Genomic DNA, 16533 nt, shown 5'->3' on the forward strand with positions numbered 1-16533 from the left:
CACAAAGGCCCCCCGCCGATGGGCGGGAGGCCTTTTCACTGGAGCCCCCAAACGGAATCGAACCGTTGACCTTCTCCTTACCATGGAGACGCTCTACCGACTGAGCTATAGGGGCCTGTCGCGTTCTCGAGGTGTCCCTCGCGGCGACGGAATAGATCATACCCCGAACGAACCTGTGCTCCCAACACGCTCTCCCTGTCAGAAGGCGGGCTGAAGCAGTCCCCCGAGGGCATTGCACGCGGACACTATTCGCTGCATGTCCCGCTTCGTCAACGACGCGTCCACAGGCAGCGCCAACGTCTCGTCCGCAGCCCGCTCGGTCTCCGGAAGCGACACACACCGACGGAACTCGGGCAGCCGATGCACAGGCGTCTTCACCGGCACCCGGCACTCAACTCCCCTGACCCGCAATGCCCGAGCGAAGGCGTCCCGGTCGGGCCGCCCGTTCCCCGGCACCCGCACGACGTACTGCTGATAGGTGTGCCCGTGACCACCATCGGGCGTCCGCACGCCCCTCAACTTCGCATCGAGATACGAGGCACGCTCCCTGCGCTGAGCAACCTCGTCGTACGGCACCTCGGACTCCCCCTGCTCCAGCACCAGCAGCCCATGCCGCTTCCCGAGCTCATGCAGCCGCGCGATGTCCGCCGGCCGACCGAAGCGGTGTACGACAACCAGGGCCGCTGTCCGTGGAGTTACGGCCGCCTCGACGGCGGACGTGTCCAGGCAGTACGTCACCGGATCTATATCGGCGAACACCGGCAGCGCGCCCGCCATCGCCACGGCCTCGGCGACCTCCACGTTCCCGAACGCCGGGACGACGACCTCGTCACCGACTCCGACACCGGCAGCCCGGAGCATTGCAGCAGTACCCATGTTGCGGATGCTCGTTGCGCAACGTGAACTTGAAGTAACGCACAACAAAAAAGGGTTGGACCCAGAACCGAAGTTCCGGGTCCAACCCTTTCAAGTTTTGTTCGGCGGTGTCCTACTCTCCCACAGGGTCCCCCCTGCAGTACCATCGGCGCTGTAAGGCTTAGCTTCCGGGTTCGGAATGTAACCGGGCGTTTCCCTCACGCTATGACCACCGAAACACTATGAAGTGACGACCGGACACAACACGGTCGTTGCCTCAGAACTAACACAGTGGACGCGAGCAACTGAGGACAAGCCCTCGGCCTATTAGTACCGGTCACCTCCAGCGGTTACCCGCCTTCCAGATCCGGCCTATCAACCCAGTCGTCTCCTGGGAGCCTTAACCCCTCAAGGGGGTGGGAACACTCATCTCGAAGCAGGCTTCCCGCTTAGATGCTTTCAGCGGTTATCCCTCCCGAACGTAGCCAACCAGCCATGCCCTTGGCAGAACAACTGGCACACCAGAGGTTCGTCCGTCCCGGTCCTCTCGTACTAGGGACAGCCCTTCTCAATGTTCCTGCGCGCGCAGCGGATAGGGACCGAACTGTCTCACGACGTTCTAAACCCAGCTCGCGTACCGCTTTAATGGGCGAACAGCCCAACCCTTGGGACCGACTCCAGCCCCAGGATGCGACGAGCCGACATCGAGGTGCCAAACCATCCCGTCGATATGGACTCTTGGGGAAGATCAGCCTGTTATCCCCGGGGTACCTTTTATCCGTTGAGCGACGGCGCTTCCACAAGCCACCGCCGGATCACTAGTCCCGACTTTCGTCCCTGCTCGACCCGTCGGTCTCACAGTCAAGCTCCCTTGTGCACTTACACTCAACACCTGATTGCCAACCAGGCTGAGGGAACCTTTGGGCGCCTCCGTTACTCTTTAGGAGGCAACCGCCCCAGTTAAACTACCCATCAGACACTGTCCCTGATCCGGATCACGGACCCAGGTTAGACATCCAGCACGACCAGACTGGTATTTCAACGACGACTCCCCCTGAACTGGCGTCCAGAGTTCACAGTCTCCCAGCTATCCTACACAAGCCGAACCGAACACCAATATCAAACTGTAGTAAAGGTCCCGGGGTCTTTCCGTCCTGCTGCGCGAAACGAGCATCTTTACTCGTAGTGCAATTTCACCGGGCCTATGGTTGAGACAGTCGAGAAGTCGTTACGCCATTCGTGCAGGTCGGAACTTACCCGACAAGGAATTTCGCTACCTTAGGATGGTTATAGTTACCACCGCCGTTTACTGGCGCTTAAGTTCTCAGCTTCGCCACCCCGAAGGATGACTAACCGGTCCCCTTAACGTTCCAGCACCGGGCAGGCGTCAGTCCGTATACATCGCCTTACGGCTTCGCACGGACCTGTGTTTTTAGTAAACAGTCGCTTCTCGCTGGTCTCTGCGGCCACCCCCAGCTCACCGAGTAAATCGGATCACCGGTGATGGCCCCCCTTCTCCCGAAGTTACGGGGGCATTTTGCCGAGTTCCTTAACCATAGTTCACCCGAACGCCTCGGTATTCTCTACCTGACCACCTGAGTCGGTTTAGGGTACGGGCCGCCATAAAACTCGCTAGAGGCTTTTCTCGACAGCATAGGATCATCCACTTCACCACAATCGGCTCGGCATCAGGTCTCAGACTCCTGCCAGGCGGATTTACCTACCTGACGTCCTACACCCTTACCCCGGGACAACCACCGCCCGGGATGGACTACCTTCCTGCGTCACCCCATCACTCACCTACTACAGGTCTGGTTCGCCGGCTCCACCACTCCCCCTTGCCCGAAGGCTCCGGGGCGGCTTCACGGACTTAGCATCGCCCGGTTCAGTGTTAGACGCTTTACAGCGGGTACCGGAATATCAACCGGTTATCCATCGACTACGCCTGTCGGCCTCGCCTTAGGTCCCGACTTACCCTGGGCAGATCAGCTTGACCCAGGAACCCTTAGTCAATCGGCGCACACGTTTCCCACGTGTGAATCGCTACTCATGCCTGCATTCTCACTCGTCAACCGTCCACAACTCGCTTCCGCGGCTGCTTCACCCGGCAGACGACGCTCCCCTACCCATCCATACAGGCGTTGGCCCTATGTGTATGAATGACACGACTTCGGCGGTACGCTTGAGCCCCGCTACATTGTCGGCGCGGAATCACTAGACCAGTGAGCTATTACGCACTCTTTCAAGGGTGGCTGCTTCTAAGCCAACCTCCTGGTTGTCTGTGCGACTCCACATCCTTTCCCACTTAGCGTACGCTTAGGGGCCTTAGTCGATGCTCTGGGCTGTTTCCCTCTCGACCATGGAGCTTATCCCCCACAGTCTCACTGCCGCGCTCTCACTTACCGGCATTCGGAGTTTGGCTAAGGTCAGTAACCCGGTAGGGCCCATCGCCTATCCAGTGCTCTACCTCCGGCAAGAAACACACGACGCTGCACCTAAATGCATTTCGGGGAGAACCAGCTATCACGGAGTTTGATTGGCCTTTCACCCCTAACCACAGGTCATCCCCCAGGTTTTCAACCCTGGTGGGTTCGGTCCTCCACGACCTCTTACAGCCGCTTCAACCTGCCCATGGCTAGATCACTCCGCTTCGGGTCTTGAGCGCGCTACTCTACCGCCCTGTTCGGACTCGCTTTCGCTACGGCTTCCCCACACGGGTTAACCTCGCAACACACCGCAAACTCGCAGGCTCATTCTTCAAAAGGCACGCAGTCACGACGCACCGAGCAAGCTCGATGCGCGACGCTCCCACGGCTTGTAGGCACACGGTTTCAGGTACTATTTCACTCCGCTCCCGCGGTACTTTTCACCATTCCCTCACGGTACTATCCGCTATCGGTCACCAGGGAATATTTAGGCTTAGCGGGTGGTCCCGCCAGATTCACACGGGATTTCTCGGGCCCCGTGCTACTTGGGTGTCTCTCCAACGAGCCGCTGATGTTTCGACTACGGGGGTCTTACCCTCTACGCCGGACCTTTCGCATGTCCTTCGCCTACATCAACGGTTTCTCACTCGTCTCACGGCCGGCAGACCGTGAAAGAGAGATCCCACAACCCCGTATACGCAACCCCTGCCGGGTCTCACACGCATACGGTTTGGCCTCATCCGGTTTCGCTCGCCACTACTCCCGGAATCACGGTTGTTTTCTCTTCCTGCGGGTACTGAGATGTTTCACTTCCCCGCGTTCCCTCCACATACCCTATGTGTTCAGGTATGGGTGACAGCCCATGACGACTGCCGGGTTTCCCCATTCGGACACCCCCGGATCAAAGCCTGGTTGACGACTCCCCGGGGCCTATCGTGGCCTCCCACGTCCTTCATCGGTTCCTGGTGCCAAGGCATCCACCGTGCGCCCTTAAAAACTTGGCCACAGATGCTCGCGTCCACTGTGCAGTTCTCAAACAACGACCAGCCACCCATCACCCCACCGTCACACGGCGAGTTCACTGGGGCCGGCACCCGAGGAAAAATTCATTCCCTCAGACACCCAACAGCGTGCCCGACACCCTCGCCACTCGTGATCAGCTTTCCACGCTCCGAAGAGCAGTACTGGCAGCCCGAGATGACTGAGAGTGCCGAATAATCAACGTTCCACCCATGAGCAACCGTGCGAGACATTTGCTCGCAGTCGGCTATTGCTCCTTAGAAAGGAGGTGATCCAGCCGCACCTTCCGGTACGGCTACCTTGTTACGACTTCGTCCCAATCGCCAGTCCCACCTTCGACAGCTCCCTCCCACAAGGGGTTGGGCCACCGGCTTCGGGTGTTACCGACTTTCGTGACGTGACGGGCGGTGTGTACAAGGCCCGGGAACGTATTCACCGCAGCACTGCTGATCTGCGATTACTAGCAACTCCGACTTCATGGGGTCGAGTTGCAGACCCCAATCCGAACTGAGACCGGCTTTTTGAGATTCGCTCCACCTCACGGCATCGCAGCTCATTGTACCGGCCATTGTAGCACGTGTGCAGCCCAAGACATAAGGGGCATGATGACTTGACGTCGTCCCCACCTTCCTCCGAGTTGACCCCGGCGGTCTCCTGTGAGTCCCCATCACCCCGAAGGGCATGCTGGCAACACAGGACAAGGGTTGCGCTCGTTGCGGGACTTAACCCAACATCTCACGACACGAGCTGACGACAGCCATGCACCACCTGTCACCCGGCCACAAGGGGGGCACCATCTCTGATGCTTTCCGGGCGATGTCAAGCCTTGGTAAGGTTCTTCGCGTTGCGTCGAATTAAGCCACATGCTCCGCTGCTTGTGCGGGCCCCCGTCAATTCCTTTGAGTTTTAGCCTTGCGGCCGTACTCCCCAGGCGGGGAACTTAATGCGTTAGCTGCGGCACCGACGACGTGGAATGTCGCCAACACCTAGTTCCCACCGTTTACGGCGTGGACTACCAGGGTATCTAATCCTGTTCGCTCCCCACGCTTTCGCTCCTCAGCGTCAGTAATGGCCCAGAGATCCGCCTTCGCCACCGGTGTTCCTCCTGATATCTGCGCATTTCACCGCTACACCAGGAATTCCGATCTCCCCTACCACACTCTAGCTAGCCCGTATCGAATGCAGACCCGGGGTTAAGCCCCGGGCTTTCACACCCGACGTGACAAGCCGCCTACGAGCTCTTTACGCCCAATAATTCCGGACAACGCTTGCGCCCTACGTATTACCGCGGCTGCTGGCACGTAGTTAGCCGGCGCTTCTTCTGCAGGTACCGTCACTTGCGCTTCTTCCCTGCTGAAAGAGGTTTACAACCCGAAGGCCGTCATCCCTCACGCGGCGTCGCTGCATCAGGCTTGCGCCCATTGTGCAATATTCCCCACTGCTGCCTCCCGTAGGAGTCTGGGCCGTGTCTCAGTCCCAGTGTGGCCGGTCGCCCTCTCAGGCCGGCTACCCGTCGTCGCCTTGGTGAGCCATTACCTCACCAACAAGCTGATAGGCCGCGGGCCCATCCTTCACCGCCGGAGCTTTCAACCCCCACCCATGCGCGTGGAAGTGCTATCCGGTATTAGACCCCGTTTCCAGGGCTTGTCCCAGAGTGAAGGGCAGATTGCCCACGTGTTACTCACCCGTTCGCCACTAATCCCCACCGAAGTGGTTCATCGTTCGACTTGCATGTGTTAAGCACGCCGCCAGCGTTCGTCCTGAGCCAGGATCAAACTCTCCGTGAATGTATTCCCGGTCATCCGGGTCGACACCACGAGAGCGGAACCATCGGGCGGAATAAGCCCGACCGTTCACAACGTCCTCGCTGTGTATTTCTTCAAAGGAACCACGCCCTCTCAAATTGAGAGAGACGGGGTATCAACATATCTGGCGTTGATTTTTGGCACGCTGTTGAGTTCTCAAGGAACGGACGCTTCCTTCGTACTCACCCGAGAAACTCTCTCTCGCGGCTTTCCTCCGGGCGCTTCCCTTCGGTCTTGCGTTTCCGACTCTATCAGATCGTTTCTCGATCCGATTTCCTCGGTGCTTTCCAGGTTCCCGCTTTCGCGTTTCCCTTTCCAGCGGCTCCGACTTTATCAGAGATTCTGAGTCGGAATTCCCATCCCCTTCGGGGACTGGTTCCGGCGCACGAGGTGGCCGGGTTCCCGTGGAGGAGGAGCCGTAAACGTACTGGAGCGGGGCGCCTCGATGCAAATCGAGGCGCCCCGCTCCAGGTTGGCGCGTAGCCAGGGGTCGTACGCCGGTCAGACCTCCACCACAACAGGGAGGATCATCGGCCTGCGCCGGTACGTGTCCGAGACCCACTTGCCCAGCGTGCGTCGGATGAGTTGCTGCATCTGGTGGGGCTCCACGACGCCGTCCTGGGCGGAGCGCTCCAGGACTTCCGTGACCTTCGGGAGGACGTCGCTGAAGGCCGAGTCCTCGATGCCGGAGCCACGGGCCTGGACATGGGGTCCGGCCGTGATCTTGCCGGTCGACGCGTCCATCACGACGAAGACCGAGATGATGCCCTCGTCGCCGAGGATCTTGCGGTCCTTGAGGGCCGGCTCGCCCACGTCGCCGACGGAGAGGCCGTCGACGTAGACATAGCCCGCCTGGACCTTGCCGGAGATCTTGGCTTTGCCCTCGACGAGGTCGACGACGACGCCGTCCTCGGCGATGACGATGCGGTCGTGCGGGACGCCGGTCAGGGCGCCCAGTTCGGCGTTGGCCCGTAGGTGGCGCCATTCGCCGTGCACCGGCATCAGGTTCTTCGGGCGGCAGATGTTGTAGAAGTACAGGAGCTCGCCGGCGGAGGCGTGGCCCGAGACGTGGACCTTGGCGTTGCCCTTGTGGACGACGTTCGCGCCCCAGCGGGTCAGGCCGTTGATCACGCGGTAGACCGCGTTCTCGTTGCCGGGGATGAGCGACGACGCCAGGATCACCGTGTCGCCCTCGACGATGCGGATCTGGTGGTCGCGGTTGGCCATCCTCGACAGGGCTGCCATCGGTTCGCCCTGTGAGCCCGTGCAGACCAGCACGATCTCGTCGTCCGGGAGGTCGTCGAGGGTCTTGACGTCGACGACCAGGCCGGGTGGGACCTTGAGGTAGCCCAGGTCCCGTGCGATGCCCATGTTGCGGACCATGGAGCGGCCGACGAAGGCGACGCGACGGCCGTACTCGTGGGCCGCGTCCAGGATCTGCTGGATGCGGTGGACGTGGCTGGCGAAGCTGGCCACGATGATCCGCTTGCGGGCGGTCCCGAAGACCTGGCGCAGGACGTTCGAGATGTCGCGCTCGGGCGGGACGAAGCCCGGGACCTCGGCGTTCGTCGAGTCGGAGAGGAGCAGATCGATGCCCTCCTCGCTCAGACGTGCGAACGCGTGCAGGTCCGTGAGCCGGCCGTCCAGCGGGAGCTGGTCCATCTTGAAGTCGCCGGTGTGGACCACCATGCCCGCGGGTGTGCGGATGGCGACCGCGAGGGCGTCCGGGATGGAGTGGTTGACCGCCACGAACTCGCAGTCGAAGGGGCCGATGCGTTCGCGGTGGCCCTCCGCGACTTCGAGCGTGTAGGGGCGGATGCGGTGCTCCTGGAGCTTGGCCTCGATGAGGGCGAGGGTCAGCTTGGAGCCGATCAGCGGGATGTCCGGCTTCTCGCGGAGCAGGAAGGGGACGCCGCCGATGTGGTCCTCGTGGCCGTGCGTGAGGACGATGCCCTCGATGTCGTCGAGGCGGTCCCTGACGGACGAGAAGTCCGGCAGGATCAGGTCGATTCCGGGCTGCTCCTCCTCGGGGAAGAGCACTCCGCAGTCGACGATCAGGAGGCGGCCCCCGTATTCGAAGACCGTCATGTTCCGGCCGATTTCACCGAGGCCGCCGAGCGGGGTGACCCGTAGGCCGCCGTCGGGCAGCGCCGGGGGCGGGGCGAGTTCGGGATGCGGATGACTCAAAAGACTCTCCTCACCACACGCGCCACGTACCGGTGGGCACGTGGCGCGCATGACGTTCGTGCAGTAGCAGTTGTCGTTGTCTGTGCAGGCACCGGTGGCCTGCTATTCAGTTGTGGAGTTTCGTTGCGCGAGGACTCGCGCGAAGTCTGGTGTTAGAGCTGTACCCCGCCCGCGGCAAGATCGATCTTGAGCTGCTCGATCTCCTCTGGAGTGAGTTCGACCATCGGTGCGCGCAGCGGTCCGGCGGGCAGGCCCTGGAGGGTGAGCGCGGCCTTGGTTGTCATGACGCCCTGGGTGCGGAACATGCCGGTGTAGACCGGGAGCAGCTTCTGGTGGATCTCGGTCGCCTTGTGGACGTCGCCCGCGGTGTACGCATCGACCAGGGCGCGCAGCTCGGGGGTGACGACGTGGCCGACGACGGAGACGAAGCCGACGGCGCCCACGGAGAGCAGCGGCAGGTTCAGCATGTCGTCGCCGGAGTACCAGGCGAGGGCGGAGCGTGCGATGGCCCAGCTGGCCCGGCCGAGGTCGCCCTTGGCGTCCTTGTTGGCGACGATGCGCGGGTGTTCGGCGAGACGGACCAGTGTCTCGGAGTTGATCGGGACGCCGCTGCGGCCGGGGATGTCGTAGAGCATGACCGGCAGCTCGGTGGCGTCGGCGATGGCCGTGAAGTGCCGGTAGAGGCCTTCCTGCGGGGGCTTGTTGTAGTACGGCGTCACGACCAGGAGGCCGTGCGCGCCCGTCTTCTCGGCCTCGCGGGCGAGTTCGAGGCTGTGGCGGGTGTCGTTGGTGCCGACGCCGGCGACGACGTGGGCCCGGTCTCCGACCGCCTCGAGGACGGCTCGTACGAGATCCTTTTTCTCCGCATTGCTGGTGGTGGGGGACTCGCCGGTGGTGCCGTTGATGATCAGGCCGTCGTTGCCTGCGTCCACCAGGTGGGTAGCGAGCCGCTGCGCGCCGTCGAGGTCGAGTGCGCCGTCCGCCGTGAAGGGCGTGACCATGGCGGTGAGGACCCGCCCGAAGGGGGTCTGCGGAGTGGAGGTCGGAGCCATGGGTAACACGCTACTCGTTGCTCAGGGCGGGGTCTGCCCTAGGGGCAGGCGACAAGTCGTGACAAAGATGGATCCCGGCACTGCCTGCTCGGGGGTTCAAGCAGTGCCGGGTCCGTTTGATCAGGCTAGATGAACTTCTCCAAATGCCGCAATACGGACACTTCGCCCGGCCACCCCGCACATCTGTGCCCGGCGGGGCAGCCTCAGTGCGTTACGGCGCGACGCGGCCGTTGGCGTTGAACGCGGCGTAGGTGAGCGGCATGAGCTTGGCCCACTCCGCCTCCATCTTCTCGCCGACCATCTCGATCTCGCGCTGCGGGAAGGACGGGACCTTCGCCAGTTCGTGCTGGGTGCGCAGGCCGAGGAAGTGCATCAGCGAGCGGGCGTTGCAGGTGGCGTACATGGAGGAGAACAGGCCGACCGGAAGGACCGCGCGGGCGACTTCGCGGGCGACGCCGGCGGCGAGCATCTCCTGGTACGACTCGTATGCCTGTCGGTACGAGTCCTCCATCACGCGGCCGACCAGCTCCTGCTGGGCCTGGGTGCCCTCGACGAAGACGTACTTGCCGGGGCGGCCCTCCTGGACCAGCTTGCGGGACTCGTCGGGGACGTAGAAGACCGGCTGGAGCTCGCGATACCGGCCCGATTCCTCGTTGTACGACCAGCCCACGCGGTGGCGCATGAACTCGCGGAAGACGAAGATCGGGGCGCTGATGAAGAAGGTCATCGAGTTGTGCTCGAAGGGGCTGCCGTGCCGGTCCCGCATCAGGTAGTTGATCAGGCCCTTGGAGCGCTCGGGGTCCTTGCCCAGCTCGTCCAGGGACTGCTCGCCGATGGTCGAGACGCGGGCGGCGAACAGCACGTCGGCGTCGGACGCGGTGTGCTTCACCAGCTCGACGGTGACATCACCGCGGAAGCTGGGCTTGAGGTCGTCGGCGGGGGTGTCGGTCACGGCTCGGAGGGTCCCTTCCATCACTTCTGTGGGGCGGCGCCCACTCTACGGCCCGGCACTGACACCGGGGCGTTCGGTGCCGGGCCGCGACATTCGGTCGCGAACAGCGGCGAACTTTGGCGAACTTCTGCGAAGTCGGGGAAATCGGGCACCTTTTGAGGCGTTCGCTCGTCTGTCTCGGTGACAGCGATTCGTTCGATCCCTGAGAGCCCCGAAGAGGCCCAGGGTCCTGGAGAGGAGAGGTACCTCTGATGTTTCGTCGGCGCGAACCCGTTCCGTTCGCCTTCGTCGCCGAGTCCGACAGGTATCGCAGCAATGTCGCGCCCCCACCGCGTGAGCGGGCGTCCGCGGGGCAGATAGCCGGGCGCTGGCTGCTGGGCCTCACCATCGTGGCGGGGCTGGTCGGGTCCCTGGTGCTCGGAATGCCGGCGCTGTCCCAGGACCAGTCGTCCACGCAGCCCGAGCAGTCGCAGGCGGACAGCGGGCGCTGACCCCATCCGGACCCCCGAGGGTGGTGAGCGGGGACGCGGGTCGATAACCTCACCGGGCACAGCCCATGCATGGATTGAGTGAGGACCAGCCGTGCCCCTGCCCTTCCTGACGGCCGACCGCGCATACGAGGCAGCGGAGGATGTCCCGCTGCCGTTCGACGACCGCGACCGGTGGCGGCGTCCCTACCGTCCCGGGCCCTGCCGGGTGGGCGTGGCGGCGATTGCGCTGCTGCTCGCCTCGTATGTGCTGTTCGCGGCCGTCATCATCGCGTTGACCGGCACGCTCACCGAGGCCGGAGTGGTCTTCGGCATCGCGCTCGTCGTGATCGCCGCCGCCCTGCGGATGCTGCGCATGGGCGTGTGGGTGAGCGTGCGCGGTCTGCGCCGGGTGGGCTTCCTCGGCACCCGTACGGTGGCCTGGGACCGGATCGTCACCGTGCGGACGGTGCAGCAGCCGGTGCGCTGGCTCGGGCTGCCGCGCACGGTGCAGGGCCAGGCTCTGGCCCTCGTACGACACGGGCGGTCCCCGGAGGACGAGAAGCCGCTGCTGACCACGCACAACGCCGACTTCCTGGCGCGGCCGGAGGCGTTCGACCGGGCGGCGGACACGATCGAGGCGTGGGCGGCGGAGAGCCGGCACGGGTGACGCGCATGTGAGGGGGTCGGTCCGCGTGTGTGGACCGGACCCCCTCACATGGTGGAGATGCTTCAGCGGGTGGCTTCGTGGAGGGAGATCGCCCGCTGCATCGCCTTGCGGGCGCGGGGGGTGTCGCGGGCGTCGTGGTAGGCGACGGCGAGGCGGAACCAACTGCGCCAGTCGTCGGGGGCGGCCTCGGTCTCGGCCTTGCGCTTGGCGAAGACCTCGTCGGCCGAGTCGCGGTCGATGCGTCCGCCGGGGGTGCGCTTCAGTTCGTCGACGGGCAGGCCGCCCTCGGCGTCGAGTTCGGCGGCGAGCCGGTTGGCCTTGCGGACGAACTCGGTGTTCTTCCACAGGAACCACACGCCGATCACCGGCAGGATCAGCACCGCGACACCGAAGGTGACGGTCAGGGCCGTGCCGGCCTGGATGAGCATGACGCCGCGGCTGCCGACCAGGACGAAGTAGATGACCAGGACAGCAGCCGTGACGGCATAAGTGATCTTCGCGCGCATGACGGTCAGCCGAGGTCCAGGAAGTGTTCCAGGCCGAAGGTGAGGCCCGGAGTGGTCACCACGCGGCGGGTGCCGAGCAGGATGCCCGGCATGAAGCTGCTGTGGTGGAGCGAGTCGTGGCGGACGGTCAGCGTCTCGCCCTCGCCGCCCAGCAGCACCTCCTGGTGGGCGAGCAGACCGCGCAGCCGGATCGCGTGGACCGGGACCCCGTCGACGGTCGCACCGCGGGCGCCGTCCAGGGCGGTGACCGTCGCGTCCGGCGCCGGGGCGGAGCCCGCGTTCGCCCGGGCCTCGGCGATGAGCTGGGCCGTGCGGGTGGCGGTGCCGCTGGGGGCGTCCACCTTGTTCGGGTGGTGCAGCTCGACGACCTCGACGGACTCGAAGTAGGGCGCCGCGATCTGCGCGAACTTCATCGTCAGGACGGCCCCGATGGAGAAGTTGGGCGCGATGAGCACACCCGTCTCCGGGGACTGGGCCAGCCAGCCCTTGAGCTGCGCGAGGCGGTCCTCGGTCCAGCCCGTCGTACCGACGACGGCGTGGATGCCGTGCCGTACGCAGAAGTCGAGGTTGCCCATCACCGAGGCCGGCGTGGTCAGTTCGACGGCGACCTGGGCGCCGGTCTCGGCCAGCGTCTCCAGTTTGTCGCCCCGGCTGAGGGCGGCGACCAGCTCCATGTCCTCGGCGGCCTCGACCGCCCGTACCGCCTCGGATCCGATCCGGCCCTTGGCACCGAGGACCGCCACGCGCAGCTTGCTCATGTTCTTGCTTCCTTCAGTTCCTTCAGGAGAGGACTTACGCGACCGAGAGGCTCACGACGCGACCGCTTCGTGCAGACGGGACGCCTGTTTGTCCTTCAGCGGGCCGATGACCGACAGCGAGGGCCGCTGTCCCAGGATGTCGCGGGCGACCGCGCGGACGTCGTCCGGGGTGACCGAGGCTATCCGGGCCAGCATGTCGTCGACGGACATCTGCTCGCCCCAGCACAGTTCACTCTTGCCGATACGGTTCATCAGCGCGCCCGTGTCCTCCAGGCCGAGGACCGTGGAGCCGCGGAGCTGGCCGATGGCGCGGTCGATCTCGTCCTCGGGCAGGCCGTGCTCGGCGACCTGGTCGAGTTCGTCGCGGCAGATCTTCAGCACGTCGTGCACCTGGGACGGGCGGCAGCCCGCGTACACGCCGAAGAGGCCGCAGTCGGCGAAGCCGGAGGTGTACGAGTACACGCTGTAGGCCAGGCCGCGCTTTTCGCGGACCTCCTGGAAGAGGCGGGACGACATCCCGCCGCCGAGGGCCGTGTTCAGCACGCCCAGCGCCCAGCGGCGCTCGTCCGTGCGGGCCAGGCCCGGCATGCCGAGGACGATGTGCGCCTGCTCCGTCTTGCGGCCGATCAGCTCGACGCGTCCGGCGGTGCGGATGCTCCGGCTGCCGTGGCGCGGGGCGCTGGGCGTGGCGTCGAGGCTCTGGAGGGCGCCCGCCTTCTCGAAGGCGGCGCGGACCTGTCGTACGACCTTGTTGTGGTCGATGTTGCCGGCGCAGGCGACCACGAGGTGGGTCGGGTCGTAGTGCTTCTTGTAGAAGCGGCGGATGCGGTCGGCGGTGAGGGCGTTGACCGTGTCGACCGTGCCGAGGACGGGGCGGCCGAGGGGGTTGTCGCCGAACATGGTGTGCGCGAACAGGTCGTGCACACAGTCGCCCGGGTCGTCCTCGGTCATCGCGATCTCTTCGAGGATGGCGCCCCGCTCGACGTTGACGTCCTCTTCGAGGATGAGGGAGCCCGTGAGCATGTCGCAGACGACGTCGATGGCGAGGGGCAGGTCGGCGTCGAGCACGCGCGCGTAGTAGCACGTGTACTCCTTGGCCGTGAACGCGTTCATCTCGCCGCCGACCGCGTCGAGGGCCGAGGAGATGTCGAGCGCGGACCTGCGGGTGGTGCCCTTGAAGAGAAGGTGCTCCAGATAGTGCGTGGCGCCGTTCAGGGCCGGCGTCTCGTCGCGGGAGCCGACGTGCGCCCAGATGCCGAAGGTGGCGGAGCGCACGGACGGGAGGGTTTCGGTGACGACCCGGAGGCCGCCGGGGAGGGTGGTCTTACGGACCGTACCGATGCCGTTGACGCCCTTGATCAGGGTTTGGGTACGGGCGACGGCCCGCGCCTCCGAAGAGGTGCGGGCCGTCGCCGTGGAGCTGCTCGACGTCACTGGTCGGTGTCGTCCTTCTTGTCGTCTGCGGCAGCATCAGCGTCTTCGCCCTCGATCACGGGGATCAGGGAGAGCTTGCCGCGGGAGTCGATCTCGGCGATCTCGACCTGGACCTTCTGGCCCACGCCGACGACGTCCTCGACGTTCTCCACGCGCTTGCCGCCGGCCAGCTTGCGGATCTGCGAGATGTGCAGCAGACCGTCCTTGCCGGGGAGCAGGGACACGAAGGCGCCGAAGGTGGTGGTCTTCACGACCGTACCCAGGTAGCGCTCGCCGACCTCGGGCATCGTCGGGTTGGCGATGCCGTTGATCGTGGTGCGGGCGGCCTCGGCGGAGGGTCCGTCGACCGCGCCGATGTAGATCGTGCCGTCGTCCTCGATCGTGATGTCGGCGCCGGTGTCCTCCTGGATCTGGTTGATCATCTTGCCCTTGGGGCCGATGACCTCGCCGATCTTGTCCACGGGGATCTTGACGGTGATGATCCGCGGGGCGTTCGGGGACATCTCGTCCGGCGTGTCGATCGCTTCCATCATCACGTCGAGGATGTGGAGGCGGGCGTCACGGGCCTGCTTGAGGGCCGCGGCCAGGACGGAGGCCGGGATGCCGTCCAGCTTGGTGTCGAGCTGGAGGGCGGTCACGAACTCCTTGGTGCCGGCGACCTTGAAGTCCATGTCGCCGAAGGCGTCCTCCGCACCGAGGATGTCGGTGAGGGTGACGTAGTGCGTCTCGCCGTCGATCTCCTGGGAGATCAGACCCATGGCGATACCGGCGACGGGGGCCTTCAGCGGCACACCGGCGTTCAGCAGCGACATGGTGGAGGCGCAGACCGAGCCCATGGACGTCGAGCCGTTCGAGCTGAGCGCCTCGGACACCTGGCGGATCGCGTAGGGGAACTCCTCACGCGTCGGCAGGACCGGGATCAGGGCGCGCTCGGCGAGGGCGCCGTGGCCGATCTCGCGGCGCTTCGGGGAGCCGACGCGGCCGGTCTCGCCGGTGGAGTACGGCGGGAAGTTGTAGTTGTGCATGTAGCGCTTGCGAGTCACCGGGGAGAGGGTGTCCAGCTGCTGCTCCATACGGAGCATGTTCAGCGTGGTGACGCCCAGGATCTGGGTCTCGCCCCGCTCGAACACGGCGGAACCGTGCACCCGCGGGATGGCCTCGACCTCGGCGGCGAGCGTACGGATGTCCGTGACGCCGCGCCCGTCGATGCGCTTCTTCTCCTTGATGACGCGCTCACGGACCAGGGACTTGGTCAGCGAGCGGTACGCGGCGGAGATCTCCTTCTCGCGGCCCTCGAACTCCGGCAGGAGCTTCTCGGCGGCGAGCGCCTTCACGCGGTCCAGCTCGGCCTCGCGCTCCTGCTTGCCGACGATGGTGAGCGCCTGGGCGAGCTCCGGCTTGACGGCGCCGGTGAGCGCCTCAAGCACGTCGTCCTGGTAGTCCAGGAAGATCGGGAACTCGCCGGTCGGCTTGGCGGCCTTCGCGGCGAGGTCCGACTGGGCCTTGCAGAGGACCTTGATGAAGGGCTTCGCGGCGTCCAGACCGGCGGCGACGACATCCTCGGTCGGCGCCTCGACGCCGCCCTTGACCAACTGGATGGTCTTCTCGGTGGCCTCGGCCTCGACCATCATGATCGCGACGTCGCCGTCCTCCAGGGTGCGGCCCGCGACCACCATGTCGAAGACGGCGTCCTCGAGCTCGGTGTGCGTCGGGAACGCCACCCACTGGCCGCCGATCAGCGCGACGCGGACGCCGCCGATCGGGCCGGAGAAGGGCAGGCCGGCCAGCTGCGTGGACGCGGAGGCGGCGTTGATCGCCACGACGTCGTACAGGTGGTCGGGGTTGAGGGCCATGATCGTGGCGACGACCTGGATCTCGTTGCGCAGGCCCTTCTTGAAGGACGGGCGCAGCGGGCGGTCGATGAGGCGGCAGGTGAGGATGGCGTCCTCGGACGGCCGGCCCTCACGGCGGAAGAAGCTGCCGGGGATCTTGCCGGCGGCGTACATCCGCTCCTCGACGTCCACCGTGAGGGGGAAGAAGTCGAGCTGGTCCTTGGGGTTCTTGGAGGCGGTGGTGGCCGACAGCACCATGGTGTCGTCGTCCAGGTACGCCACGGCGGAGCCGGCGGCCTGCTTGGCCAGGCGGCCCGTCTCGAAGCGGATGGTGCGGGTGCCGAAGGAGCCGTTGTCGATGACGGCCTCGGCGTAGTGGGTCTCGTTCTCCACTAGCGTTTTCTCCGTTACTTGTCGTCTTTGTCCCGTGGCTGCCCGTGTGGCAGGGGGACGATTGCGGAGAAGCGCTCCGTCTGGTGCGGGCCGGTCTTCGATCGAAGCACCCGGGGCTCTTCGCCCGGGGGCCACTACCGAGGACCGGCGGCGGCGAGGCGCGCTTCTCCTCTCTG

10 protein-coding genes, 1 tRNA gene and 3 rRNA genes are annotated in these 16533 nt (G+C 65.0%); 2 read left to right on the top strand and 12 right to left on the bottom strand.

The features are described from left to right. Positions 1-39 precede the first annotated feature (39 nt). The 8 genes from OG828_RS14585 to thyX all read right to left on the bottom strand — a co-directional run bounded on the left by OG828_RS14585 (position 40) and on the right by thyX (position 10297). Positions 40-115, bottom strand: a tRNA-Thr gene (locus tag OG828_RS14585). Positions 116-198: 83 nt separating this feature from the next. Then, a complete protein-coding gene (locus tag OG828_RS14590) occupies positions 199-861 on the bottom strand; it encodes a DegT/DnrJ/EryC1/StrS family aminotransferase (protein ID WP_328504870.1) in 663 nt (220 codons plus the stop codon). 114 nt (positions 862-975) lie between these two features. Next, positions 976-1092: ribosomal RNA gene (gene rrf / locus OG828_RS14595) — 5S ribosomal RNA — on the bottom strand. A 70-nt stretch (positions 1093-1162) separates the two neighbouring features. Continuing rightward, positions 1163-4285: ribosomal RNA gene (locus OG828_RS14600) — 23S ribosomal RNA — on the bottom strand. A 277-nt stretch (positions 4286-4562) separates the two neighbouring features. Continuing rightward, a 16S ribosomal RNA gene (locus tag OG828_RS14605) occupies positions 4563-6088 on the bottom strand. Together the 16S, 23S and 5S rRNA genes form the textbook arrangement of a ribosomal RNA operon. A 519-nt stretch (positions 6089-6607) precedes the next feature. Continuing rightward, a complete protein-coding gene (locus OG828_RS14610) occupies positions 6608-8293 on the bottom strand; it encodes a ribonuclease J (RefSeq protein WP_328355520.1) in 1686 nt (561 codons plus the stop codon). Positions 8294-8445: 152 nt separating this feature from the next. Beyond that, positions 8446-9345: a 4-hydroxy-tetrahydrodipicolinate synthase gene (gene dapA, locus OG828_RS14615; protein ID WP_328501370.1), complete on the bottom strand. Its 900-nt coding sequence runs from the start codon at positions 9343-9345 to the stop codon at positions 8446-8448. Positions 9346-9556: 211 nt separating this feature from the next. Next, the gene (gene thyX, locus OG828_RS14620) at positions 9557-10297 is read right to left on the bottom strand and encodes an FAD-dependent thymidylate synthase (RefSeq protein WP_328355526.1); all 741 of its coding nucleotides are present in this window, start codon (positions 10295-10297) and stop codon (positions 9557-9559) included. Between the two features lie 251 nt (positions 10298-10548). Between thyX and OG828_RS14625 the strand changes: the two genes are divergently transcribed. Next, positions 10549-10788 carry a hypothetical protein gene (locus tag OG828_RS14625; RefSeq protein ID WP_328355529.1) on the top strand — a complete coding sequence of 80 codons (240 nt, stop codon included), beginning with the start codon at positions 10549-10551 and terminating at the stop codon, positions 10786-10788. 91 nt (positions 10789-10879) lie between these two features. After that, positions 10880-11434 carry a hypothetical protein gene (locus OG828_RS14630; protein ID WP_328355532.1) on the top strand — a complete coding sequence of 185 codons (555 nt, stop codon included), beginning with the start codon at positions 10880-10882 and terminating at the stop codon, positions 11432-11434. 62 nt (positions 11435-11496) lie between these two features. Here the strand turns inward: OG828_RS14630 and OG828_RS14635 are convergent, their stop codons facing one another. The 4 genes from OG828_RS14635 to OG828_RS14650 are packed head-to-tail and all read right to left on the bottom strand — an operon-like array spanning position 11497 to position 16357. Then, entirely contained in the window at positions 11497-11940 is a 444-nt protein-coding gene (locus OG828_RS14635; protein WP_328355535.1) for a hypothetical protein, read from the bottom strand. 5 nt (positions 11941-11945) lie between these two features. After that, entirely contained in the window at positions 11946-12698 is a 753-nt protein-coding gene (dapB, locus tag OG828_RS14640) for a 4-hydroxy-tetrahydrodipicolinate reductase (RefSeq protein WP_328355538.1), read from the bottom strand. Positions 12699-12749: 51 nt separating this feature from the next. Continuing rightward, a complete protein-coding gene (locus OG828_RS14645) occupies positions 12750-14132 on the bottom strand; it encodes a M16 family metallopeptidase (protein ID WP_328355541.1) in 1383 nt (460 codons plus the stop codon). Continuing rightward, positions 14129-16357 carry a polyribonucleotide nucleotidyltransferase gene (locus tag OG828_RS14650; RefSeq protein ID WP_328501371.1) on the bottom strand — a complete coding sequence of 743 codons (2229 nt, stop codon included), beginning with the start codon at positions 16355-16357 and terminating at the stop codon, positions 14129-14131. The genes OG828_RS14645 and OG828_RS14650 overlap by 4 nt, the downstream gene beginning before the upstream one ends. Positions 16358-16533 lie beyond the last annotated feature (176 nt).

Source organism: Streptomyces sp. NBC_00457 (assembly GCF_036014015.1).
Taxonomy (GTDB): domain Bacteria; phylum Actinomycetota; class Actinomycetes; order Streptomycetales; family Streptomycetaceae; genus Streptomyces.